Origin of the sequence: Arthrobacter sp. StoSoilB19 (genome assembly GCF_019977275.1) — a bacterium.
Taxonomy (GTDB): Bacteria; Actinomycetota; Actinomycetes; order Actinomycetales; family Micrococcaceae; genus Arthrobacter.
In genome coordinates, this window is record NZ_AP024650.1 from 3,927,149 (window position 1) to 3,948,360 (window position 21,212).

Sequence of the window (21,212 nt, forward strand, 5' to 3'; positions counted from 1 at the left end):
GGGCGGCGGTCAGGCCACGCTGATCGAGGCCACGATCTCCTTGAGCATGTCCAGCCGGGGTTCGGCCTCCGGGTTCAGGTAGGGCCAGATGACCACCACGCCAATGAACCGCCCGCTTTCCCACACGCCCACAGTGGCCGCCACCTTGGCCGGCCCGCCGTCGTCGTCATATCCCACAACCACCGCATAGGCGGCCTTGCCGGGCAGGTTCAGCCCGCCCTCCGCCAGGAGGGTGCCGCCGCGTTCCTCAAGGTAGAACCCTGACATCAGGTGCGCCCAGCCGGTGGCCTGCGGTGCATCCTGCACCGAGGTATCGTCCTTGATCACCGTGACCAGGACGCCGCCCAGCAGGCCGTACTGCTCGCTGTTGGGCCCGGCCGTGGAATCATCCAGGACCTGGGTGTGCTCGGGAAAGTCTGCGGTGAAGCCCAGCGGGGATTCGATGTGCACTGACATTGGTTTCAGAGCCTCTCGAGCTTGGTGTCATTGGGGACTTTGTAGTATGTGGACACGTTGGTGGTGGACTGGTTCTCGGTCTTGACCTCCACCTCACCCACCTTGACGTCGAACCCTGCCTCGTTGGTGGCCGTCAGCACGGAGTTCACCTGGATGGTGGCGGAGCCGGCCTCGTACAGGCGGGCGGCGTCGCGGGCGGCGCCCGCCTCATTCCCCAGGGCGACGTTGCGAAGGTAGCTGTCAATGACGGGCCGGTTCTCCGGTGAGTAGTCCACATCAATCTTCACCGTCCCCTGCGTTCCGGCAGTCACGGTGGAATCGAACTTGGCGGCCTCGGATTTCACGCCGGAGGTCACCCCCTGGGCCACGGTGCCGTCCATGGATACGGAGACTGACTCGATGTTGTTGCCCTTGTCCATGGTGACCTGCAGCCCGCCCTTGCCGGAGGCCTCGAAGACCCTGCCGTCCAGGTTGAGCTTGCCCTGCGCCGAGACCTCGCCGCTGGCTGTGGAGGTACCGTCCGTGAGGTTCCGCTCGTACGCAAGGTCAAGCTTTGCCCCGCCGGACGCGGTGCCGGCCTCACCCTCGGCAGCCAGCGAAAACGTGCCCTTGGCCTTGTCCGTCTGCCCTGTGGAGCCGTTGTCCTTCGCCGCATCATTGATGGTGTCCAGGATGTATCCGGGCGGGTTGCCCGCCACGTCCTTGATCTCGCCGATGCTGTCCGGCGGGAGGTCGCGGTACATCTGTTGGCGCGCCGCCATCGCTTCCTCAACGCTGGCGAACGTGTACTCGCGGGAGACCTCCCCGGTCAGTGTTGCCCCCGCCGTACCGGTGGTGTCGTTGACGCCCAGGCCCATGTTTCCGTAAACCTTCATCGTGGCGGAACCATCGGCGTTCTCCACCACTTCGGTCCCCACCTCGGCACCGCCATGGACCCAGGCCACCCGGGCCTCGATGGAGGCCTTCCCGGTCTCCGAGTAAACCGGAATGTCCGCCTTTGCCAGCTCCTGCAGGTGCTGCTTGGCCAGCTGCTGGGCGGCGGCGGGAATGCCGCCATCCATGCGCATCAGGTCCTCGGCGAAAGGGCCGTCGCTGCCTTCGCCCTCAATCAGGTATTTCCGGTCCGCGTCGGAGAGGGCGGCCCACCACTTCGCCTGCTCTTCCGGGCTGGCGTTAAGCATCCGGTCCAGCCCCGACTCGAGCTCCCGGCGGTGTTCCGCCGCCGCCCTGGCTGCCTCGGCCTTTTCCCTGAGCCATTCCCTGGCCTGCGCGGCCAGCGACGTCAGCCGGTCCCAAGCGCTGGTGCCGGACCCGCCGGCGGCCGACGCCTTTTCCTGCTCGTCGGCATGCTTCATCAGGATTTTCGAGTTCTCCCGCAGGCTGGCCACCACCTTGTCCAGGCCGGGCCGGTGGCTGGCACTCCACTCCTGGCGGAAGCGGTCCCCGTCCCGGCCCCTCCACGGCGCGGACTGGATCTGGCTGTGCAGTGACCCTGCCCGGCTGCTCAGCAGCGACGCTGCCTGGTCTGCCGCCTTGGCCAGCGCCCGCAACTGGCTGGTGTCTGCGCCGTAAAAAGTCATGGTTCCCCCGGGAAAGTGCGGTACGTGTCAATCGCTGGTCCTTATGGTTGCACAGGCTGCCGGGGCCCGGCGATGGGGATCCCTCCCCATCGCCCGCGGCTGCCTGTGCAACCGGGCATCGGGTGGCCGGTCTCCTGTGGAGCCGTGCCGGCCCGGCTGCTCGAGGCCAGCGGTTCCAGGCCGGCTGTTCCGGGCCCGGCCGGCATGGCACGATTACCCGTGTAAGAAGGGCACGCACAGCGGCGCACAACGCGCCTGTCCAAAGGGAACGACGATCAAAGAAGAACTGAAACAGGCCGTCGACACGGCAGAGGACGTCACCAATTCGCGCGTCCTCGAGATCCTGGCACGGTCCGGATTCGCAGCCAGCGGCATCCTGCACCTGCTGGTGGGTGCCATCGCCATCCGCCTGGCCATGGGCGGCACGGGCCACGCCGATTTCAGCGGCGCCGTTGCCGAACTTGCCACCATGCCCGTGGGGCCGTTCCTGCTGTGGGGAAGCTTCGCCGCCTGCGCCGCACTGTCCCTCTGGCAGACCGGCGACGCCATCTTCGACTTCAACCACCAGCCCACCAGGAAGAAGATCAAGAACAAGGCCAAGGCCGCCCTGCAGGCGATCGTGTACGCCGTCCTGGCCCTGACCCTGTGGCACTTCGCCATGGGCACGGGGACGGGCGATGACAACCGGAAGGCCGCCAGCGACTTCACCATTTCCATGATGCAGGCCCCTGGCGGGGTGGCGCTGCTCGTCCTGATCGGCGTGGCGGTGGCAGTCACGGGTGTGGCGTACGGCATCCGGGGACCAAAGAAATCGTTTGAGAAGCAGTTGCGGATGCCTTCCCCCGGCCCGGCCAGGACAGCGGTGACGGCCCTGGGGGTGGCGGGCTACCTGGCCAAGGGAACCGTGCTGCTGCTGGCCGGACTGCTTATCGCCATCGCCACGCTCAAGGAGCACCCTGAGGATTCCACCGGCCTGGACGGCGGGCTGCGGGCCCTCCGCGACCAGCCGCTGGGCCCCTACCTGCTGGCCGCGGTGGGAGCCGGACTGGTCTGCTACGGCGCATACATGATCATGCGCGCGCGGCTGGCCAAAATGACCAAGTAAGCCGTCAATCAGCATGGTTAGGTAGAGGCATGCCCCAGGTACGTGCCGAACGCTTGATCCGCATCGATCCAGAGACTGCCTTCGCCCTCTCCCAAACCACCGGGGACTTCCGGCTCAAGTGGGACCCTTTCATCTCCGCCCAGGGCTTCCTTGACGGCGCCCGGGCGCCAGGAAAAGGCGTCCGCACCCGCACCAGGTCCCGGCTTGGCCTGGCGATGGTGAGCCAGTATGTCTCCTATGCGCCGCCCCGCAACGTGGGCATGACCATGGTCTCCGGCCCCTGGTTCTTCACCAACTTCGGCGGCGGCTGGCGTTTCACGGCGGACGACGGCGGCACCCGGGCGGTCTGGAAATACACCTTTTCGTGCCGGCCGGCTGCGCTCCGGCCCCTCATGGAACGGATCGGCAGCCGGCTGCTGGGCTACGAGATCGAACGGCGGATCGAGGCCTTCGCCCGCGCCTGCGAGGACGAGTCACTGGTCGCGGAGTTCAGGGGACTCACACCCTAGGGAACGGTAATGACCGCCACCGCGTGCTGGGCGCCGTCGCGCAGTTCCACGCTTGAGATGCTGCCCAGCTGGATGGGGGTTGCCCCGGTGACCTTGACCTTCCCGCTCGGGGTGGCCGTCCAGGCGCAGGCACGGTCCTCCCCGCCGGCGCGGTCGCGCACCCACAGTGAAAGGGTCCCTTCCGCCGGGAGGCTGCTGCCGCTCACCGCAAGCTCGGTTCCCCACGTCTTCCGGGCCATGTCGATGTTGACCTGCAGCCCTCCCCCGGATGCCACCGAGTAGGTGGCGTCCGGATGCGGCGGCCTGGCGAGCAGGGGACCCACCGCCAGTCCCACGGCCAGGCACGCGGCGGCAAGGGCACCTGCCAGCGCCGCCCACCGCCGTCGTAATGTCCGACGCCGGCTGGCCAGTTCGTCGAGCAGGCGGGCAGGGGTGGCGCCGGCACCCCCGCTGCCGCCGGGGACGGCGGTCAGGGCCACGGCGTCGGGGACCGGAACGGAGTCAAGGAGCATGGGCACCTTCTCCAGCACCGCCAGTTCCCTGCGGCAGGCGCCGCAGTCCTGGAGGTGCGCCTCGAAGAGTGCGAGGTCGTCGGGATCCAGGCCGCCCAGCACGTAGGCACCCAGCAGGTGGTGGAGGTCGGTGTTCACCGCTCCACCCCCATCTCGTCCAGGATGGTGCGCAGTGCCCGAAGCGCGTAGAAGGCGCGGGATTTGACCGTTCCGCTGGGGATGTTGAGCTGGACGGCCGCCTCGTTGACCGTGAACCTGCGGTAGTGCAGGGCCACCAGGACGTCCCGGTGTTCCTTGCTCAGCCGCAGCAGCGCTTCCTCCATCAGGACCCGGTTGAGCATCTCGTCAACGCGGCCCATCACTGCGGCGGGGTCGGTAAGGCTGCTCTCCAGCGCCTCGTTCGGCCGGCGCTGGCTCCGGCGGTAATTGTCGATCATGATGTTCCTGGCCGTGCGGTACAGATAACTGCGGAAGCTGCCGTTGATGTCCGGCGCATGCTGCCAGACGCGCAGCACGGTTTCCTGCACCACGTCCTCCGCGAGCTGCGGATCCCGGACGGCGCTGAGCACGAACCGGCGCAGGGCGCTGCCGTGTTCACGGTAGATGGCTTCCACCACCTTGTCGTCAAGTGGCATCCCGCTTCCCCCGTCCCTGCCCGTTCACATCACTGCACAGCGTGGAACGCCACGGCATCCTGCGCTCCCGGCTGTTACCACGTTGGGCAGCAGGAAAAGGTTCAACCGGGCGGCTCCGGAGCGCGCCTGTGAACCATTCTTTACCTGGAAGCGTCGTAGGGGTTAGCGTCCGGCAATTCAGCTCCGGGCGCCTGCACCAGCATCAGCAGGAAACACCAGCCAAGGAGCACATCATGAAGCACCATGTCGGGCCAGGCCTTGCCATCCTGGCCCTGGCGGCAGCCCTCACCGGCTGCGGCAGCAGCACCGGGACCACTCCGTCGGCCACCAGCCCGGCCACGGGTGCCTCCAGCACCGCGTCCGCCACGGTTTCTTCGTCCGGCACCGCCTCAGCCTCCGCGTCATCGACCCAGGCGGGCGCCGCCGTCGACCTCAAAACGGCATCCTCATCCGCAGGCAGCATTGTGGTGGATGCGAAGGGAATGAGCCTCTACTTCTTCACCAAGGACACCAAGGACTCCGGCACCAGCGCCTGCACCGGCTCCTGCCTGGTCCAGTGGCCGCCGCTGACCACCACCTCGGGCTCCCCCGCGGGCGAAGGCGTGACCGGCAAGCTGGGCACCATCAGCACCCCTGACGGGAAGAAGCAGGTGACACTGAACGGCATGCCACTCTATTACTTCGCAAAGGACACCAAGCCGGGCGACATCCTGGGCCAGGGCGTGGGCGGCGTCTGGTACCTGTCGGACCCGTCGGGCGCGATGATCAAGGCAGCCGGCCAGGGCTACTAGGCCTGCAGGCCCACCGGTCCGGCCTACTTCAGGGGAACGTCCGGGACCTTGCCCGGGAGGGGGACTTCCGTGGGCACGGGAACGGGCAGCTTGGAGCTTGGTTCCAGGCCCTTCCTGACATCCTCCGTAACGGTGGCGGGCAGTGACGGCTCGGTAGCCGCGGGCTGCTGCGTGGCAGCCCCATGGCTCGGCGTGTTTCCGTGTGCCGGAACACCCGACGGCGCCGCACCGGCAGGTGCCGAAGCCGGGGCCGGTGCCGCCGGGACGGCGTCCGGGCCGCTGGTTGCCTGCGGGGCGGGCGCCGCAGGCTGTGGCGCGGGCACCTGCGGCATGTCGTGGCCGGTGGGTGCCGCACTGGACCCTGTCACGAATGACGTGACGGCGTGGTTCAGCTGGGTGAAGGATTCCCGGAACCCCTGGTCCGAAGCAGCGGCAACGGCACCACCTGCCGCGAGCGAAGCGGCAACAGACAAGGTGGTGAGCGTGACCCGGCGCTTGGCCTTGCGGCGCGCGGCGAGTTCATCGGCCGGGCGGCCGGCCGGACGCGTGGACGGTGCCGCAGGTTCGGCGGCGGAGAGCACCGTGGTGGGGGCGGGGCCGGCAGCGGAAGTTCCCGCCATCAGGGCCGCGATTTCGGCGGAGGGCTCAGGGACGCCTGCCCCGAGGGCGCGCAGGTTGACCAGGGCATCACGGAGCTGGCCGTCGTCGTCCACGCCGGCCTCCAGCAGGAGCTGGTCAACGGTCCCGTCGTTGCGGGATCCTGCGGTGTCACTCATGGTTCGCCTGGTTTCTCTTGAGCGTTTGGGCCTTGAGGTTCTGCAGGGCACGGCGCTGGAGCTGTTTGATGGCTCCGGCGCTCTTGCCCATGATGTCGGCCACCTGGTCGATGGACAGGTCCGCCACGACGCGCAGGGCCAGCACTTCCTGGTGTTCCGCGCTGAGGCCTTCCAGCATCGCCGCGGCCCCGGCGGTCAGTTCCACGGCCTGGTCCTCCGCGGACGGCGAGGTGCGGCCGTCCTGCTGGGGATCGTACGGTGTCAGCTGCGGCCTGCGCTCCAGCCGGCGGTAGTGGTCCACCATGCGGGCATGCGCGATGGAAAAGAGCAGGGACTTGGCGCCCGCCAGACCGCCGGTGAGGCTGCCGATTTTGGGATAAAAGGCCAGGAAGACGTCCTGGGTGACAGCTTCGGGATCATCCAGGCCGCGGGCCTTGAGGTAGCCGTGCACCGGCCCCGCGAAGGTTCGATAGGCAGCCGCGAACAACACGGCCGGATCGGTTCCGGCCGCGTTGTCGAATATGTCGATCTCTTCCTGGACCAAAGTGTCTAGCACCAGCGGCTCCTCCATCCCGGGATCCGGCCCGCGCCCTGTCCCGGTTTCCGGTACGGACTGCCAGTCTCCGTGGCCTTCCAGCTGCCTCTTTGCAGGCCTGGCGGGGGTGCACTTCCAAAGGCGTGCGCGCCCGGCCGGCTGCCTGGACTGCGGCCGCAGCCGGAGCGGCGGCCGCAGTCCAGACTAGCCAAGGTGCCTTAGCGGGTGGAAACCGACGGAGCGTGCACGGTGTCGCCGCCCACGGCGGGAACGGCAGGAACGGCAGGAACAGCGGTTGCGCCGTCGGCACCCGGGACGGCAGGAACTGCCGGAACGGCGGGAGCGGACGGAAGCTCAGGCTTCTCAGCCTCGACGGCAGCGGAGCCCTTGGCCTCGGCCGCAGCCTTGGCAGCGGCATCGGCCTTGGCCACGACGTCGGTGCAGTAGCCCTCGATGTTCGCCTCACCCTGGGCTGCGATGGACAGCGAGGAGAACGCCTTGGAGGAAGCGTCCACGCCACCGTGGGTGTAGGCGGTGCACAGGCCCAGGGCCGCCGGGCCGGCGGCGTCAACGGCGGTGTTGGCTGCCGCGGAAGCAGTCGCACCGGCGGTGACCTTATCGTCGGAGGCCGCAGCCGAACCGGAAGCCGTGGCGGAAGCATCGGCGTCGGTGGTCTTCAGGGCACCGGTCACAGCTTCGGTCGCCGTGGGCGCCGGGGTGGCCTGGGCGTCAGCCGCTGCTTCGGCTGCAAGCTTGGGGGCAGGTGCGCCGAAGAGCTCGTGGGCAGTCTGCTGGGCCTGGGTGGGAAGGACGCCCGAGACGGCGGCGGCGCCGGTTCCTCCCACTGCCAGGGTTCCTGCAGCCAGGACTCCGGCGGCGACTTTGCTGGTGGCGAGAACGGTGAACACAGACATCTAACTTCTCCAAACCTAGACAACACATCGGATCGGGTCCGCCGGGCGGACCCATCACGGACTACATCGCCTCCGGTTGCGGAAAGGTTACGGGCGCCTCGAATTTTCTTTCTCCCTGGGAACCAGGGTTGCCGCGAGGCGCTGGATATACGGGCCCACTTCCTCATCGTCCAGCACCAGAAGGTCCGCCTGGCCGCGCAGCCAGCGGGCATTGAGGGCAGTGATGTTTTCGCGTTCCAGCAGCTCTTCAAACTCGCCGTCGAGCTCCTCCATCCGGAAGACGCCGTCGGGCACGGCACCGATGCCATCAATGCCGTCCAGGTAGGCGGCAGCTGTTTCGGCGGTCAGTGCGTCGTAGGCGTCCACGGCGCGGTTGAACAGGTCCAGGTGCGCGCCGGCGCCCATTCCGGCCATCCCCTCCCGGACCAGCGTGTCCATGGCGGACCGTGCGGCCGCCATGACGGCGTATTGCGCGAACCCGCCCTCCAGGGCCTGGCAAAGGTAGAAGTCCACAAAATAGCTGCGGACGGCCACGGGAGACATGTCCTCCGTGGCCAGCAGGGCGTTGTGCATTGCATCGATGATGGCCACGTTGGCCTCCACCACCTCCTCGTCCCTGCCTTCGATGCTGCTGCTGGTCAGGACGACGGGCTGCTGGCTGGTGGTCATGGCACTCCTTGCTGGGGTGGTGGTACGCCGGACGCCTTCACGCTACGGCGGCCAGGCCACGGCAGGATCGGCGGACAAATGAACGTCAAGCGAAGTTTTCGGGGCCGGCCGGGAAGGCGCCCGGCATGGGCGTGCCGCCGGGCGAACTAAGATGGATCAGATAACCACCCACCGGACCCGGCCCCGCCGTGACCTGCCGAAAGTAGCGCGTACATGCCATCCCAACCGGACGAAAGTGCGGAACTGGCAATACAGACACCCGCCATCAACGACCGCTCGCTGGCGGCCGGGCTGGCCTATGCCATGGCGAGCAGGGTCTCGGGAATATCGTTCGACGGCGGCACCGGCCTCATGCTGGGAAAGGTCCGGGGCGGTGCGGAGGTCCCTTATTCCACCACGGCCAAGCTGGTCCGGAAGGCGGGCGGCTGGAGCTGCACCGTGGGAGTGTGCAGCTGCCCGGTCCGCAAGGACTGCAAGCACGTGGCGGCCTTGCTGTTCGCGGCTGAGGACAACCCGTCCATCCGGGTGCAGCTGCTGGCGCCGTCCACCTCCACGCAGGTATCCCGCGCACCCTCGGCGGTCCTGTCCGACTGGGAACAGGCCCTCAGCCCGCTGATTTCCCAGCCCGGTTCAGCCCCTTCCACCAGCGGCGTTCCCCTGGCCCTGCAGTTCGAGATCGAGGAACCGCCGCCGCACTTCTCCTACACGGGGCGCCGGGACCCGGTGCGCGGGGTGCGGCAGCTCAAGGCGCGGCCCGTCATCATGGGGGCCAAGGGCAAGTGGATCCGCGGCGACGTTTCCTGGAACACCCTGAACTACCTGAACTTCCGGCGCGAATCCAACCAGGCGCACGTGGAATGGCTGCAGGAGTTCCTCGCCGGCCACTCCTCTACCGCCAGCCGGATGCACAACTCCGCGGGACTGTGGCTGAGCCTGAACTCCTACTCGGGGAAGAACCTGTGGAGCCTGCTGTCCGAGGCCGGGAAGATCGGGCTCGCCCTCGTCCACTCGCGCGGCACCGGGCCGGTCCGGCTGGCCGAGGCCCCTGCCGCCGTCGGGCTTTCCCTGAGCCGGTACGGCACTCCGGTGGCGGACGCCGCTGAGGCCGGCACCACCGCCGGGACCTCCGACGGCGGGCTGGAGCTGTCACCCACCATCACCGTGGAGGGCGCTGAGGTTGATCCGGCGTCGGTGGGCACCATCGGACGGCCGGCGCACGGGCTGTTCTTCACATCCGGCGAGGCCGCGCTGCCCGGCGTCCCCGACCCCGACGGAACCATCACCCTGGCGCCGCTGGAGAACGGGCTCAGCGAGGAACTGCTGGCGTTCGTCACGACCGCAAGCACCCTGCACATACCTGCCAGGGACGAGTCACGCTTCCTCACGGGCTTTTATCCAAAGCTCAAGCAGGCGGCCCGGGTGACGGCCCGCGACGAGTCGGTGGAACTGCCCGAACTGGCCGTCCCCACCCTGTCGCTGCTGGCCAATTACGGGGCGGACCACCGGGTGCGGCTGCACTGGGAGTGGCACTACAAGACCGGCAAGCTGGTCACCGCGCAACCTCTGTGGCGGCACCCCGGCGATGCGGGCTACCGCGATGACACGGCGGAGTCCCGCATCCTTGAGGGCATTGGCCGTCCGTGGGACGTGGTGCCCGCGCTGGGCGAGTCCGCCACGGGCGGCTGGGGCACTCCCCGGCTGGCCGCGTCGGCCGAACTGACGGGCCTGGACACGCTGGCCTTCACCGAGGAAGTGCTGCCGCGGCTGCGGGAGGCGCCGGACGTTGACGTGGAGACGGTGGGCGACATCGCCGACTACCGCGAGGCTGAAGAAGCCCCGGTGGTGTCCATCTCCACCAAGGCAACTGAGCAGCGCGACTGGTTCGACCTGGGCATCCAGATTTCCCTGGAAGGCCAGCCTGTTTCCTTCGCCGCCGTGTTCTCCGCCCTGGCCGCGGGACAGACCAAGATGCTGCTGCCCAGCGGCGCCTACTTCTCCCTTGACCTCCCGGAACTGCACCAGCTGCGGGCCCTGATCGAGGAAGCCAGGGCGCTGCAGGACAACAAGGATGCGCCGCTGCAGATCAGCCGGTTCCAGGCGGGGCTCTGGGATGAACTGGCACAGTTGGGAATCGTGGACGAACAGGCCGCGGCCTGGCGGTCCGCCGTGGGCGGTCTCTTGGAGGGCGGCACGGACGGGCTGCCGCTGCCCCCCACCTTGAACGCGGAGCTGCGGCCGTACCAGCTGGAGGGCTACAACTGGCTCAGCTTCCTGTACAAGCACGGGTTGGGCGGCATCCTGGCTGACGACATGGGCCTGGGCAAGACCGTGCAGGCCCTGGCCTTGATGTGCGCCGCCAAGGAGCTGGCCGCCGCGGCTGCTTCGTCCCTTGGGAATACCGACGGCGGGAACACCGACGACGGGAATACCAACGCCGGTGCTGCCGCTGCCGCTGAAAGCCGGCCCGCCGCCGTCGCGCCTTTCCTGGTGGTGGCGCCCACCAGCGTGGTGGGCAACTGGGCCCTCGAAGCGGCCCGGTTTGCGCCGGGGCTGACCGTTCGGACGGTCGGCGAGACCTTTGCCAAGAGCGGCCAGGAGGTGGCGGAGGCCCTTGACGGTGCCGACATCGTCATCACCTCCTATGCCTTGTTCCGCATCGATTACGAGGCCTACGCCTCCCGCACCTGGAACGGGCTGGTGCTGGATGAGGCGCAGTTCGTCAAGAACCACCAGTCCAAGGCGTACCAGTGTGCACGGAAGCTGCCGGCCGCGTTCAAGCTCGCCATCACGGGCACTCCGCTGGAGAACAACCTCATGGAATTCTGGGCGCTGACCTCCATCGTGGCCCCCGGCCTGTTCTCCAGCCCCAAGCGCTTCGCGGAGTACTACCAGAAGCCGGTGGAAAAGAACGGCGACAAGGGGCAGCTGGAAAAACTCCGCCGCCGGGTCCGCCCGCTGATGATGCGCCGAACCAAGGACCAGGTGATCAAGGACCTGCCGCCCAAGCAGGAACAGATCCTTGAAGTGGTGCTGAACCCGCGGCACCAGAAGGTGTACCAGACGCACCTGCAGCGCGAGCGGCAGAAGATCCTGGGACTGATCGAGGACGTCAACAAGAACCGGTTCACCATCTTCCAGTCGCTGACCCTGCTGCGGCAGTTGAGCCTGGACGTGTCGCTGGTGGACCCGGCGTTGTCAGCGGTGCGGTCCAGCAAGCTGGATGTGTTGTTCGAACAGCTCGAGGACCTCGTGGCCGAGGGGCACCGCGCGCTGATCTTCAGCCAGTTCACCGGGTTCCTGGGCAAGGTCCGGGAGCGCCTGGACGAGGAGGACATCGAGTACTGCTACCTCGACGGCAGCACGCGGAACCGCGCCGACGTGGTCAGTGAGTTCAAGAACGGCAGCGCGCCGGTGTTCCTGATTTCGCTGAAGGCCGGCGGTTTTGGGCTCAACCTCACGGAGGCCGACTACGTGTTCCTGCTCGATCCGTGGTGGAACCCGGCGTCCGAGGCGCAGGCTGTTGACCGGACGCACCGGATCGGCCAGGCCCGGAACGTGATGGTGTACCGGCTGGTGGCCAAGGACACTATCGAGGAGAAGGTCATGGCGCTGAAGACCCGGAAGTCGCAGCTGTTTGCCGACGTCATGGAGGGCGATGCCCTGGCCGGCGGGGCCATCACGGCCGAGGACCTGGCGGGCCTGTTCAAGGACTAGGGCCCGTCGTTATCGACGCGCATTCTGGTTTTCGACGCGCATCTTCACTGTCGCGGCCCACATCTTGGTAGCGCCAGCGAATCCGCGCAGCGCAAGTGCGTTTCCGCGTCGACAATCGCAGCCTATGCTGGTGCCCAACGCAAACTACAACGTTGGAGAAATTGTGTCCCAGCACATGACTGCACCGCCGACCCTCCCCCACCTGCGTCCTGACGCCTTTGCCAACCCGTACCGGGACCCGGTGTGGGACGGCCCCACAGATCCCGTCCTGGTGGCGGACCACCTGCGGGACGAGTGGGTCCTCTTCTACACGCAGCGCCGCGCCACCGCTCCGGGGCTGACGGGGGTTGAATGGGTGCACGGCACCGGGATCGGCGTCGCAAGGTCGTCCGACGGCGGCGCCACCTGGCGCTACGAAGGCACCGCCGGGGGACTTATCCCGCCCGGAACGGACCTTCCGGCAACCCTCTGGGCGCCCGACGTCGTACGCATCGGCGACCGGTGGATCATGTACCTCTCGGTCCTCGGCGGCAGGCGCACCGACTGGACCGGGACGGCCGGAATCGTCCAGCTCGCCAGCCGCGACTTGGAGCACTGGGAGTACCTGGGCGCCGTGGACCTGGCCTCACCGCGGGTCATCGACGCCGCCGTGGCACGGTGCGGGGACGGCCGGTACCGGCTCTGGTACAAGGACGAAACCCGAGGCTCAAATACTTACAGCGCCGTGACGGAGACCCCGGCGGATCCAGCATCCTGGGTCCGCGAGGGCGTCGCGATCCCTGGCCGGCCGCACGAAGGGCCCAAGGTCTTCCGGCTGGGCGGCTGGTACTGGATGATCGTGGACGAATGGCGAGGCCAGGGCGTCTACCGCTCCCGCGACGCTACCGGAAACTGGACCCGGCAGGAGCACCTGGACGGGCTGATCCTCACGGCGCCGGAATCGGTGGACGGGCGGGCCGTCGTCGGACGCCACGCGGACGTGGTCTCGCTTGAGGGTGGGGACTCTGGCGACGGCGGCGCGGAGCGGGCACTGCTGGTCTACTTCACGCACCCGCACTGGAACGGCGAGGACATCGGCACCATGACGCCGGACCCGCGCACCCGGCTGAGCCACATACGGGCCGCGGTGCTTGAGGTGCGCGACGGCATCCTGGTCTGCACGGAACACTGAACACAGAAGGGCCAAACCCCGGAACTATAAGCCGGCGGCTGCCGGCACCGGTCCAAGGTTTGGCCCTGACTCGTGCGCTGGGGCGCGTGGGACACTCCGCGTGAACACTGCACCGGGCGCCGCCCCCAGCAGGCGGGCGCCCGGCAGCTTTTACGAGACGCGCTGCGGCGAGCCCAGTTCCACCGGGTCCTCGTCCGTCAGGTACGCCAGCTCGGAGTGGGCTGCGAGGTCGATGCCGCGCAGTTCGTCCTCGGGCTTGATGCGCAGGCCGATGGTCTTGTCCAGGATCTTTGCCAGGACCCAGGTGATGCCGAAGGAGTAGACCAGGACCGTGACGGTGGCAAGGGCCTGGACGCCCAGCAGTTCAACCCCGCCGCCGTAGAACAGGCCGCTGACGGCGTTGGGTGCTGCGTCGGTGGCGAAGAGGCCGATGAGCAGGGTGCCCAGGATGCCGCCCACCAGGTGGACGCCGACGACGTCGAGGGAATCGTCGAAGCCGAGCCGGAACTTCAGCTCGATGGCCAGGGAGCAGACAGCCCCGGCGATGGCGCCGATGGCCACGGCGCCCAACGGGCTGACGGCACCACAGGCGGGGGTGATGGCCACGAGAGCGGAGATCAGGCCGGAGGCGGCGCCCATGCTGGTGGCGGCACCGTGGCGGACGCGCTCCACCAGGGCCCAGGCGAGCAGGCCGGCGGATGCGGCCACAGCGGTGTTGAGGAAGACCACCGACGCCGACTGGCCGGCGGAGAGGGCGGAACCGGCGTTGAAGCCGAACCAGCCCACCCACAGCAAGCCTGCGCCCACCAGGACCAGCGGCCGGCTGTGCGGCTTGGCGTGTTCCACCTTGGGCCAGCCGGAGCTCTTGCCGAGGACCAGGGCCAGGGCCAGGGCGGCCGCACCGGCGTTCATGTGGACCGCGGTGCCGCCTGCGAAGTCGATGGCCTTGATGCCGTTGGCGATCCAGCCGCCAGCCGTGCTGCCGTCCGCCGAGTCGAATGCGAACACCCAGTGCGCGATGGGGAAGTAGACCACGGTGGCCCAGATGCCTGCGAACAGCATCCAGGCGCCGAACTTCATGCGCCCGGCCGCCGCGCCGGCAACCAGTGCCGTGGTGACGCAGGCGAAGAACAGCTGGAATGCGGCGAACAGGATGACCGGGATGGACGCTGCGTCATCCTTTGCCAGCATCTGCCCCATGCCGGGGAACTCGGTGACGTCACCGATCAGCCCCAGCCCCCCAACCGAGTTGCCGAACGCCATCGAGTACCCGAACAATGCCCAGAGCACGGCCACCAGGCTGGCGCCGCCAAAGCACATCATCATCATGTTGAGGATGCGCCGCGACCCCACCATGCCCCCGTAAAACAGGGCCAGGGCGGGGATCATCATGCAAACCAGCGCCGAGCTGGCCAAAATCCAAGCGACATTTCCCGAATCCATGGGAAACCCCTTTCAAGATGCGAAGAGAGAACGGTAAGTTGCCGTCAGAGCCGCTCCGTGGAGGGACGCGGATGGAGAGACCACGTTCAGCGGAGGGGCGGCTGTTGCCGTCTGGTTCCAACTGTATGGCGGCTGTTTCTGGGTGGGTTTCCGGCGTGTTAAATGATCGTTTCGGTCATCCGCCACCGAGTTTCAGGCGTCCCGCCGCACGCAGGAGTTGCTGCAGAAACAGCCGGCAACAGGAAGCTATTTGGCGGAAATCGCCAGGAACTGGATGGGCAGGTCCAGCAGCTCCAGCGGTCCGTGGGGGCCTTCGCCGTCCAGCAGCAGCGAGTCGCCCGCTTCCATGGCGTATCCGTAGGAGCCGTGGCCGTACACCATCCTGCCGGAGAGCATGTAGATGAACTCGGTGCCCGGGTGCTGGAAGAGGGGAAACACGTCGGAGGCGTCGGTGAGGGTGACCAGCGTGGGTTCGATGGCGTCGGTGCGCCCTTTCAGCGTGCCCAGGACACGGTATTCGTGGCCATGCTGGGTTCCGCTGCGGACGGTGAGGCTCCCCTGGCCGCTCTTGGTAAAGGTGGCGGCCCGGTCCGTGTCCGCGCCGCGGAACAGCGCGGTCACGGGAACCTTCAGCCCGTCCGCCAGCCGCTGCAAAGTGGTGAGCGAGCAGGATGTGGTGGCTGTTTCCACCCGCGAGATCATGGCTTTGGACAGGCCGGTGCGGGCGGCAAGCTCAGCGGACGACAGGCCTGCGGCCGTGCGGTAGTGCCGCACCTGCGCCGCGATGACCTGTTCCAGGCGCCCGGCTACCTCGGCAGATCCGTCGCCGGCGTGCTGGTCTTCTGCGCGGTCCCCGGCCTGTTCGGTCATGTCAGCCATCTTAGGCGGGTGGACGGACGACGGCGGCGCTAGCCGATCGCCCGTGCCTCACCCAGCAGGCCGGAGAGTGAGTCCGCCAGGGCGAGCGCGCCGGCTTCGGCGTCCCAGTCCTCCACCAGTTCGTCCGGTGAATGCGAGACGCCCGTGGGATTCCGGACGAACAGCATGGCGGTGGGCAGGTGCGCGGCCAGCACGCCGGCGTCGTGGCCGGCGCCGGTGTCCAGCACCGGCGCGGACGGCAGCAGTTCCCGCAGCCGGTCCCGCAGCCCGCCGTCGAAATGCACTGTGGGGCTCAGGGACTCCGTGCCCAGGCTCGCCGTGCAGTTTTCCTCGGCGGCAAGGACCTGGGCGTTGAGCCCGATGGCCTCCACCAGGGCCGCGGTGACCGAGTCCTCCGGGTGCCGGACGTCGATCCACAGGTCCACGCGGGAGGCGATGGCGTTGGTGCCGCCGGGAACAGGCTGCAGCCGGCCCACGGTGGCACGGGCGTCACGGTATTTGCGGGCAGTGTCCCGGATGGAAACCATCACCTTGGCCGCGGCGATCATCGGGTCCCGGCGGTCCTTCATCAGCGTGGTGCCGGCGTGGTTCCCCTCCCCCGTGATGCTCAGCTTCCAGCGGCCGTGGCCCAGGATCGACGAGCCGATGGCCACCGGCTGGTTGAGGTCGATCAGCCCCCGCCCCTGCTCGACGTGCAGCTCCACGAACATCCCCAGCTGCTGCAGGGTCTTGTAGTCGGCTCCGATCAGCCGCGGGTCCTGGCCGTTTGCCGCGGCGACATCCGCATACGTGTTGCCGTCCGGGTCTTTGAGGTTGCGCGCCTTGTTGGCGTCCAGTTCCCCGGTGAGGAGCCGTGAGCCCAGGCAGGCCACGCCGAACCGTGACCCCTCCTCTTCCGGGAAGACGGCGATCGCCAGCGGCCGCCGGGGCCGCAAGTTCCGGGCCTTGAGGAGGTCGACGGCGACCAGCGCCGAGGCGACCCCCAGCGGGCCGTCGTACGCCCCGCCGCCGGGGACGGAATCGAGGTGGCTTCCGGTGGCGACGGCGTCTTTCCGCACTCCCGTTGCTGTGTCCCACCAGGCCCAGATAATCCCGTTGGCATCCGTGTGCACGTCCAGCCCGCGCCGGGCCGCCTGCTCAATGAACCAACTGCGGAGGTCCGTCTCGGCGGTGGAGAATACCGGGCGGGAGTAGCCGCCGCGGGAGGCATCCCTGCCGACGGTGGAGATGTCCTGCAGGAGGCCGGTAACAGTGGATGCGCTGGCTGCGGCGGAGGGCAGGGCCTCCGACGCCGGTGCTGTCTGGGAAATGCTCACGGTGTCCGTTCTAGGTGGTGAATGCTGTGGAAGAGGCGCTCCGGAACCGGTCCGGAACATTCCCGCTGCCGGTGGCCAGGTCCGCTGCCCACCGGCCGATCAGGGGTGCGAACTTTGCCCCGTGCCCGGAGCACGGCGAGACGACGGTGAGGTTGTCCACGCGGTCGATGAGGAAGTCCTCGTTTGGAGTGTTGGTGAACAGGCAGGTGGTTTCGGCGTACGGTTCCGGGTCCAGGCCGGGCAGGCAGCGGCGCACGTAGTCCACCACCCGTGCGCGGTTGGCCGGGTCCACCCGGCCCGTCTGGCCTGCCGCGGAAGGAATGAGCCTGCCGCCGTTGTATTCGGCGACTTTCTGGCCCGCGAACCCGGCGTCCCGGCCCCCGGGCAGACCGTAGGCCTGGATGTCCGCCGCCTTGTGGATGAACGTCGGCCAGGGGCCCGCACCCGGGGCTGCGCCGCCGTCGTGGTCCCTGTACCGGAAGTGGAACGCCTGCTCCTGCCGGACGGTGATCGCCGGGAGCGCGGCCAGGAAGCCCGCCGGAAGTGACAGGGAGCCCAGCAGCTCCGGCAGCCAGCCGCCCGCGCTGACCACCACGTGGCCCGCGTCGAACGTTTCCCCGGTGGAGGAGAAGAGGCGGTAGCCGGTGCCGTCCCGCTCAATGCTCTCCAGGTGCCAGCCCGTCAGTAGCCGCGCCCCCTTCCTGACGGCGAGGGACACCATGGCGTTGACCGCGGTTTCGGCGTCGATCACGCCGGCAGCGGGGTGCCAGAGGACCTCCGTGTCGAAGGCGATCTGCGGCCACCGCTTCCGGGCGTCCGCGGCGGAGAGGAGTTCGTGGTCAATTCCGACGTCGGCGAGCACCTTGGCGAGCAGGTCCGGTTGCCGCCTGGACCCGTGGTCCACCGCCCCGAAAGGTGTGATCAGCTCCGTGCCGGCATCCAGGGCGAGCCTGTCCCACAGGACTTTCGAGTCCAGCACCGCCTGCGTGTAGAACGGGTCCGGGTAGGCGTAGCGGAAGATCCGGGCGGATCCGTGGGAACTGCCGTCGTGCGCGGCGGGGATGTCGCGTTCCAGCAGGGTGACCTGGTGGCCGCGGGATGCCAGTTGCCAGGCGGTGGCGGCGCCGGCCAGGCCGGCACCCACAACCACATAGTCGGAAGCCTCGGTCATCAGAAGCCCCCTTGGCCTGCCCCCGGGATCCAGCTGGTCCCGGCCAGCGGCACCCGGGCCATGGCGGCCGCCTCGATGGTCAGTGCCACCAGGTCCTCCGGTTCCAGGTTGTGCAGGTGCGACTTTCCGCAGGCCCGGGCGATGGTCTGGGCCTCCATGGTCAGGACGCGCAGGTAGTTGGCCAGGCGCTTGCCGGCAACCACTGGGTCGAGCCGGGAGGACAATTCGGGGTCCTGGGTGGTGATGCCGGCGGGGTCGCGGCCGTCCTGGAAGTCGTCGTAGAAGCCGGCGGCGGAACCCAGCGCGGAGTATTCGGCAGCGTAGCGGGGATCGTTGTCGCCCAGCGCGATCAGCGCCGCGGTGCCGATGGCCACGGCGTCGGCACCCAGGGCCATGGCCTTGGCGACGTCGGCCCCCGTCCGGATTCCGCCGGAGACGATGAGCTGGACCTTGCGGTGGACGCCGAGTTCCTGGAGGGCCTGGACGGCCTGCGGGATGGCGGCCAGGGTGGGGATGCCCACGTTCTCGATGAACACCTGCTGCGTGGCGGCGGTCCCGCCCTGCATCCCGTCCACCACCACCACATCCGCGCCGGACTTCACTGCCAGGGCGGTGTCGTAGTACGGCCGGGAGGCGCCGATCTTGACGTAGATGGGGGTTTTCCAGTCGGTGATTTCACGCAGCTCGCCGATCTTGATTTCCAGGTCGTCCGGGCCGGTCCAGTCCGGGTGGCGGCTGGCGGAGCGCTGGTCGATGCCCACCGGCAGGGTGCGCATCCCGGCGACGCGTTCGGTGATTTTCTGGCCCAGGAGCATGCCCCCGCCGCCGGGCTTGGCGCCCTGGCCGAGCACGATCTCGATGGCGTCCGCCTTGCGGAGGTCGTCAGGGTTCATGCCGTACCGGGACGGCAGGTACTGGTACACCAGGTGCCTGGACTGGCCGCGCTCCTCGGGCGTCATGCCGCCGTCGCCCGTGGTTGTGGAGGTTCCCACCTCGGATGCGCCGCGCCCCAGCGCTTCCTTGGCGTTGGCGGAGAGGGCGCCAAAGCTCATGCCGGCGATGGTCACCGGGGTCTGCAGGTGCAGCGGGCGGCTGGCGTACCGGTCACCGAGGACGACGTCGGTATCGCACTTTTCGCGGTAGCCCTCCAGCGGGTAGCGGGACATGGAGGCGCCGAGGAACAGCAGGTCGTCAAAGTGCGGGACCTTGCGCTTGGCGCCCCAGCCGCGGATGTCGTACACGCCGGTGGCGGCCGCGCGCTGGATGTCGGCGATGGTGGCGCGGTCAAAGGTGGCGGACTCGCGGAGGCCCAGTTCAGAAATGTCCTGGATAGGTGCTGCGCCCGCGGCAGGAACGGAGGTGATGGTCATGGGGGCCTCCTAGTAGGCAGTCGAGTTGTCGACGTGGAAGTGGTAGAGGTTCCGGGCTGAGCCGTAGCGCTTGAAGTCGGCCGGGTTGTCGGTACGCCCGGCGGCGGCGAGCAGTTCTGCCAGTTCGGCAAGGTGCTCTTCGCGCAGCGGCTTTTCGACGCAGTCCGCGCCGAGGGAGGCCACCGTGCCTTTGACGTAGATCCGTGCCTCGTAGATGGAGTCGCCCAGGGCGTCACCGGCGTCGCCGCAGACCACCAGCCGGCCGGCCTGGGCCATGAAGGCGGACATGTGGCCGATGTTGCCGCCCACCACGATGTCCACGCCTTTCATGGAGATCCCGCAGCGGGCTCCGGCGTTGCCGTCGATGACCACCAGTCCGCCGTGCCCGGTGGCCGCGGCGGACTGGGACGCATCCCCCGTCACATGGACATTCCCGGACATGATGTTTTCCGCCAGCCCGACGCCGGCATTGCCGTTGATGGCCACGCTCCCCTTTTGGTGCATCCCGGCTGCGTAGTAGCCGGCATGGCCGTCGATGGCCACCGCGATGTCCGCGTCGATGCCAACGGCCAGGCTGTGCTTCCCGCCGGGGTTGGTGACGGTCCAGGACTGGCCGTCTTCGGCGTCGTGGATGGCCTGGTTCAGTTCCCGGACAGAGCTGATGGCCAGGTCAACCACTGCCTGCCCGGCATCGGGGGCGGCCGTCGGGGCGAAAGTTTCGGGGGCCGTCAGAGTGACCATGTGTAGACCTTTCCGGGTTCCGGTTCAAAGATGCGGGCGTTGTCGATGCCGGGCAGCCCGGCCAGGGCACGGTATTCGGAGGCCATGGCCACGTAGTCGTCCGTTTCGGCGATGATGGCCGGCTTGCAGGCGATGGGGTCGCGGACCACGGCCATGCTGTCCGCCGTGGTGACCACCAGCGTGTAGAAGCCGTCCAGGACCTTACCCAGGTTCACCAGGGCTTCCTCGAGGGTGTCGCCCTGCTGCAGGCGGGAGGCTACGTATCGGGCGCCCACCTCGGTGTCATTCTCGGAATCGAACACCACGCCTTCGCGCTTGAGTTCCCGGCGGACGGTGGCGTGGTTGGAGAAGGAGCCGTTGTGCACCAGGCAGAGGTCGTCGGCCACGGAAAAGGGGTGCGAGCCCCCGGCGGTGACGGCTGACTCGGTGGCCATCCGGGTGTGGGACAGGCCCTGGCTGCCGGCCATCGCCTCAAGTCCGTGCTCGGCGGCGATCTCCATGGGATGGCCCACGCTCTTCATCACGGCCACGTGTTCGCCACGGCCAATGATGGTGGCGGCGGGCAGGGTTTCGCCGACGGCCTTCACCAGGAGGTCCGTCCCGACGCCGGCACTCACCAGGGTGGTGTCACCCACCACGCGGACGGCTGCTGCCGCGTCCAGCGGGAGGAGGCCGGCCACGCCGGCGGTGATGGCCGCCGGCGTCATTCCCTGGTCCTTGCCCAGGAGGCTGAGGGTGGAGGTTCCGGGGGAAACCAGGCCCGGGGTGTTGTAGACGGCCAGGCCGGCCGAGTCCGGTCCGCGGTCCACGATCTGGCAGAGCATGGAGGACAGCAGGGCGCCCATTTGGGGGTGCAGCGAGGGATTGCGCAGCTGCAGCGCGGCGATTCCGCACATGGAAAGTCCTTTTCTTGGATGTGTGGGTT

The 21,212-nt window shown here is 68.3% G+C and carries 20 protein-coding genes; 5 read left to right on the plus strand and 15 right to left on the minus strand.

Features of this window, described 5'->3' with window-relative positions:
- Window positions 1-9: 9 nt before the first annotated feature.
- Together LDO86_RS18175 and LDO86_RS18180 are read right to left on the minus strand one after the other, a co-directional pair.
- Window positions 10-456: a hypothetical protein gene (locus LDO86_RS18175; protein WP_018770073.1), complete on the minus strand. Its 447-nt coding sequence runs from the start codon at window positions 454-456 to the stop codon at window positions 10-12.
- 5 nt (window positions 457-461) lie between these two features.
- Entirely contained in the window at window positions 462-2,036 is a 1,575-nt protein-coding gene (locus LDO86_RS18180) for a hypothetical protein (protein WP_018770072.1), read from the minus strand.
- A gap of 286 nt (window positions 2,037-2,322) precedes the next feature.
- Here LDO86_RS18180 and LDO86_RS18185 point away from each other — a divergent pair, with 286 nt between their 5' ends.
- Together LDO86_RS18185 and LDO86_RS18190 are read left to right on the plus strand one after the other, a co-directional pair.
- Entirely contained in the window at window positions 2,323-3,141 is an 819-nt protein-coding gene (locus LDO86_RS18185) for a DUF1206 domain-containing protein (RefSeq protein ID WP_043425048.1), read from the plus strand.
- Window positions 3,142-3,170: 29 nt separating this feature from the next.
- Window positions 3,171-3,650: an SRPBCC family protein gene (locus tag LDO86_RS18190; RefSeq protein WP_134165060.1), complete on the plus strand. Its 480-nt coding sequence runs from the start codon at window positions 3,171-3,173 to the stop codon at window positions 3,648-3,650.
- On the opposite strand, the gene LDO86_RS18195 is transcribed toward LDO86_RS18190, so the two are convergent.
- Together LDO86_RS18195 and LDO86_RS18200 are read right to left on the minus strand one after the other, a co-directional pair.
- Window positions 3,647-4,300: a zf-HC2 domain-containing protein gene (locus LDO86_RS18195; protein WP_018770069.1), complete on the minus strand. Its 654-nt coding sequence runs from the start codon at window positions 4,298-4,300 to the stop codon at window positions 3,647-3,649. The genes LDO86_RS18190 and LDO86_RS18195 overlap by 4 nt on opposite strands.
- A complete protein-coding gene (locus tag LDO86_RS18200; RefSeq protein ID WP_056391805.1) occupies window positions 4,297-4,797 on the minus strand; it encodes a sigma-70 family RNA polymerase sigma factor in 501 nt (166 codons plus the stop codon). The genes LDO86_RS18195 and LDO86_RS18200 overlap by 4 nt, the downstream gene beginning before the upstream one ends.
- A 233-nt stretch (window positions 4,798-5,030) precedes the next feature.
- Here LDO86_RS18200 and LDO86_RS18205 point away from each other — a divergent pair, with 233 nt between their 5' ends.
- Complete coding sequence (locus LDO86_RS18205; RefSeq protein ID WP_224084134.1) at window positions 5,031-5,588, plus strand: hypothetical protein; 558 nt, start codon at window positions 5,031-5,033, stop codon at window positions 5,586-5,588.
- Window positions 5,589-5,611: 23 nt separating this feature from the next.
- Here the strand turns inward: LDO86_RS18205 and LDO86_RS18210 are convergent, their stop codons facing one another.
- The 4 genes from LDO86_RS18210 to LDO86_RS18225 form a co-directional block, all read right to left on the minus strand.
- Window positions 5,612-6,364 (minus strand): hypothetical protein, encoded by a 753-nt coding sequence (locus LDO86_RS18210; RefSeq protein ID WP_224084135.1) that lies wholly within the window; start codon window positions 6,362-6,364, stop codon window positions 5,612-5,614.
- Window positions 6,357-6,935: a sigma-70 family RNA polymerase sigma factor gene (locus tag LDO86_RS18215; protein WP_224084136.1), complete on the minus strand. Its 579-nt coding sequence runs from the start codon at window positions 6,933-6,935 to the stop codon at window positions 6,357-6,359. Before LDO86_RS18215 ends, LDO86_RS18210 begins: the two co-directional genes overlap by 8 nt.
- 182 nt (window positions 6,936-7,117) lie before the next feature.
- A complete protein-coding gene (locus LDO86_RS18220; protein WP_224084137.1) occupies window positions 7,118-7,813 on the minus strand; it encodes a protein tyrosine phosphatase in 696 nt (231 codons plus the stop codon).
- Window positions 7,814-7,900: 87 nt separating this feature from the next.
- Window positions 7,901-8,482 carry a hypothetical protein gene (locus LDO86_RS18225; protein WP_224084138.1) on the minus strand — a complete coding sequence of 194 codons (582 nt, stop codon included), beginning with the start codon at window positions 8,480-8,482 and terminating at the stop codon, window positions 7,901-7,903.
- A 213-nt stretch (window positions 8,483-8,695) separates the two neighbouring features.
- Here LDO86_RS18225 and LDO86_RS18230 point away from each other — a divergent pair, with 213 nt between their 5' ends.
- Window positions 8,696-12,196 carry a DEAD/DEAH box helicase gene (locus LDO86_RS18230; protein WP_134165055.1) on the plus strand — a complete coding sequence of 1,167 codons (3,501 nt, stop codon included), beginning with the start codon at window positions 8,696-8,698 and terminating at the stop codon, window positions 12,194-12,196.
- A 124-nt stretch (window positions 12,197-12,320) separates the two neighbouring features.
- A complete protein-coding gene (locus tag LDO86_RS18235; protein ID WP_224084139.1) occupies window positions 12,321-13,367 on the plus strand; it encodes a family 43 glycosylhydrolase in 1,047 nt (348 codons plus the stop codon).
- A 150-nt stretch (window positions 13,368-13,517) separates the two neighbouring features.
- Here the strand turns inward: LDO86_RS18235 and LDO86_RS18240 are convergent, their stop codons facing one another.
- The 7 genes from LDO86_RS18240 to LDO86_RS18270 form a co-directional block, all read right to left on the minus strand.
- Window positions 13,518-14,810, minus strand: coding sequence for an ammonium transporter (locus tag LDO86_RS18240; protein WP_018770060.1), 1,293 nt, complete (start codon window positions 14,808-14,810; stop codon window positions 13,518-13,520).
- 246 nt (window positions 14,811-15,056) lie between these two features.
- On the minus strand, window positions 15,057-15,680 hold the full coding sequence (locus LDO86_RS18245) for an XRE family transcriptional regulator (protein WP_224084140.1): 624 nt from the start codon (window positions 15,678-15,680) through the stop codon (window positions 15,057-15,059).
- 38 nt (window positions 15,681-15,718) lie between these two features.
- Window positions 15,719-17,005, minus strand: a complete 1,287-nt coding sequence (locus LDO86_RS18250) for an allantoate amidohydrolase (protein ID WP_224084141.1) — start codon at window positions 17,003-17,005, stop codon at window positions 15,719-15,721.
- 10 nt (window positions 17,006-17,015) lie between these two features.
- Complete coding sequence (locus tag LDO86_RS18255) at window positions 17,016-18,176, minus strand: FAD-dependent oxidoreductase (protein ID WP_018770057.1); 1,161 nt, start codon at window positions 18,174-18,176, stop codon at window positions 17,016-17,018.
- Entirely contained in the window at window positions 18,176-19,546 is a 1,371-nt protein-coding gene (locus LDO86_RS18260) for an FMN-binding glutamate synthase family protein (RefSeq protein ID WP_018770056.1), read from the minus strand. Before LDO86_RS18260 ends, LDO86_RS18255 begins: the two co-directional genes overlap by 1 nt.
- Before the next feature lie 9 nt (window positions 19,547-19,555).
- Complete coding sequence (locus LDO86_RS18265; protein WP_018770055.1) at window positions 19,556-20,287, minus strand: protein glxC; 732 nt, start codon at window positions 20,285-20,287, stop codon at window positions 19,556-19,558.
- Window positions 20,275-21,183 carry a glutamine amidotransferase gene (locus LDO86_RS18270; protein ID WP_223992856.1) on the minus strand — a complete coding sequence of 303 codons (909 nt, stop codon included), beginning with the start codon at window positions 21,181-21,183 and terminating at the stop codon, window positions 20,275-20,277. The genes LDO86_RS18265 and LDO86_RS18270 overlap by 13 nt, the downstream gene beginning before the upstream one ends.
- Between the last annotated feature and the right edge of the window lie 29 nt (window positions 21,184-21,212).

Bases quoted from the DNA above. Each gene is read 5' to 3' on its own strand.
- LDO86_RS18175 (WP_018770073.1), bottom strand. From the start codon at position 456: ATGTCAGTGCACATCGAATCCCCGCTGGGCTTCACCGCAGACTTTCCC.
- LDO86_RS18200 (WP_056391805.1), bottom strand. From the start codon at position 4,797: ATGCCACTTGACGACAAGGTGGTGGAAGCCATCTACCGTGAACACGGC.
- LDO86_RS18225 (WP_224084138.1), bottom strand. From the start codon at position 8,482: ATGACCACCAGCCAGCAGCCCGTCGTCCTGACCAGCAGCAGCATCGAA.
- LDO86_RS18245 (WP_224084140.1), bottom strand. From the start codon at position 15,680: ATGACCGAACAGGCCGGGGACCGCGCAGAAGACCAGCACGCCGGCGAC.
- LDO86_RS18190 (WP_134165060.1), top strand. From the start codon at position 3,171: ATGCCCCAGGTACGTGCCGAACGCTTGATCCGCATCGATCCAGAGACT.
- LDO86_RS18215 (WP_224084136.1), bottom strand. From the start codon at position 6,935: ATGGAGGAGCCGCTGGTGCTAGACACTTTGGTCCAGGAAGAGATCGAC.
- LDO86_RS18265 (WP_018770055.1), bottom strand. From the start codon at position 20,287: ATGGTCACTCTGACGGCCCCCGAAACTTTCGCCCCGACGGCCGCCCCC.
- LDO86_RS18270 (WP_223992856.1), bottom strand. From the start codon at position 21,183: ATGTGCGGAATCGCCGCGCTGCAGCTGCGCAATCCCTCGCTGCACCCC.
- LDO86_RS18240 (WP_018770060.1), bottom strand. From the start codon at position 14,810: ATGGATTCGGGAAATGTCGCTTGGATTTTGGCCAGCTCGGCGCTGGTT.
- LDO86_RS18255 (WP_018770057.1), bottom strand. From the start codon at position 18,176: ATGACCGAGGCTTCCGACTATGTGGTTGTGGGTGCCGGCCTGGCCGGC.
- LDO86_RS18260 (WP_018770056.1), bottom strand. From the start codon at position 19,546: ATGACCATCACCTCCGTTCCTGCCGCGGGCGCAGCACCTATCCAGGAC.
- LDO86_RS18230 (WP_134165055.1), top strand. From the start codon at position 8,696: ATGCCATCCCAACCGGACGAAAGTGCGGAACTGGCAATACAGACACCC.
- LDO86_RS18180 (WP_018770072.1), bottom strand. From the start codon at position 2,036: ATGACTTTTTACGGCGCAGACACCAGCCAGTTGCGGGCGCTGGCCAAG.
- LDO86_RS18235 (WP_224084139.1), top strand. From the start codon at position 12,321: ATGCTGGTGCCCAACGCAAACTACAACGTTGGAGAAATTGTGTCCCAG.
- LDO86_RS18220 (WP_224084137.1), bottom strand. From the start codon at position 7,813: ATGTCTGTGTTCACCGTTCTCGCCACCAGCAAAGTCGCCGCCGGAGTC.
- LDO86_RS18210 (WP_224084135.1), bottom strand. From the start codon at position 6,364: ATGAGTGACACCGCAGGATCCCGCAACGACGGGACCGTTGACCAGCTC.
- LDO86_RS18205 (WP_224084134.1), top strand. From the start codon at position 5,031: ATGAAGCACCATGTCGGGCCAGGCCTTGCCATCCTGGCCCTGGCGGCA.